The following is a 268-nucleotide window of genomic DNA, read 5'->3' as shown; positions in this document are numbered from 1 at the left end:
CAATCAGTCTGCGTATCCGTGCCGAAGTCTCCGCATCAATATCTGCTTTTTGGGGAAATTTAAGAAACAGGCAAATCAGATAGGTCGCAAGGCTGATAAAAAAAGCATTGATGAAAAAAAGGTAAAAAGCCCCGAAAAAAATAGACGATTCCAGATGTGCAAGCCCGAAACCGACGGTACAGACAGGCGGCATCAATGCCGTAGCGATTGCAACGCCGGGAATCGCACTTGTTTTATTCCGCCGCGAGCCGGCGACAATACCTGCGAC

The 268-nt window shown here is 48.1% G+C and carries 1 protein-coding gene; it reads right to left on the bottom strand.

What is annotated here, in order from left to right:
• Positions 1 to 268 (bottom strand): DUF389 domain-containing protein (locus AC6UDF_RS07230; RefSeq protein ID WP_500724200.1); only part of this gene is annotated, 268 nt, incomplete at both ends.

The sequence above is a fragment of the Fructilactobacillus sp. X2R6C1 genome, from assembly GCF_059901295.1.
This window is presented reverse-complemented; position numbering and strand designations above follow the sequence as displayed.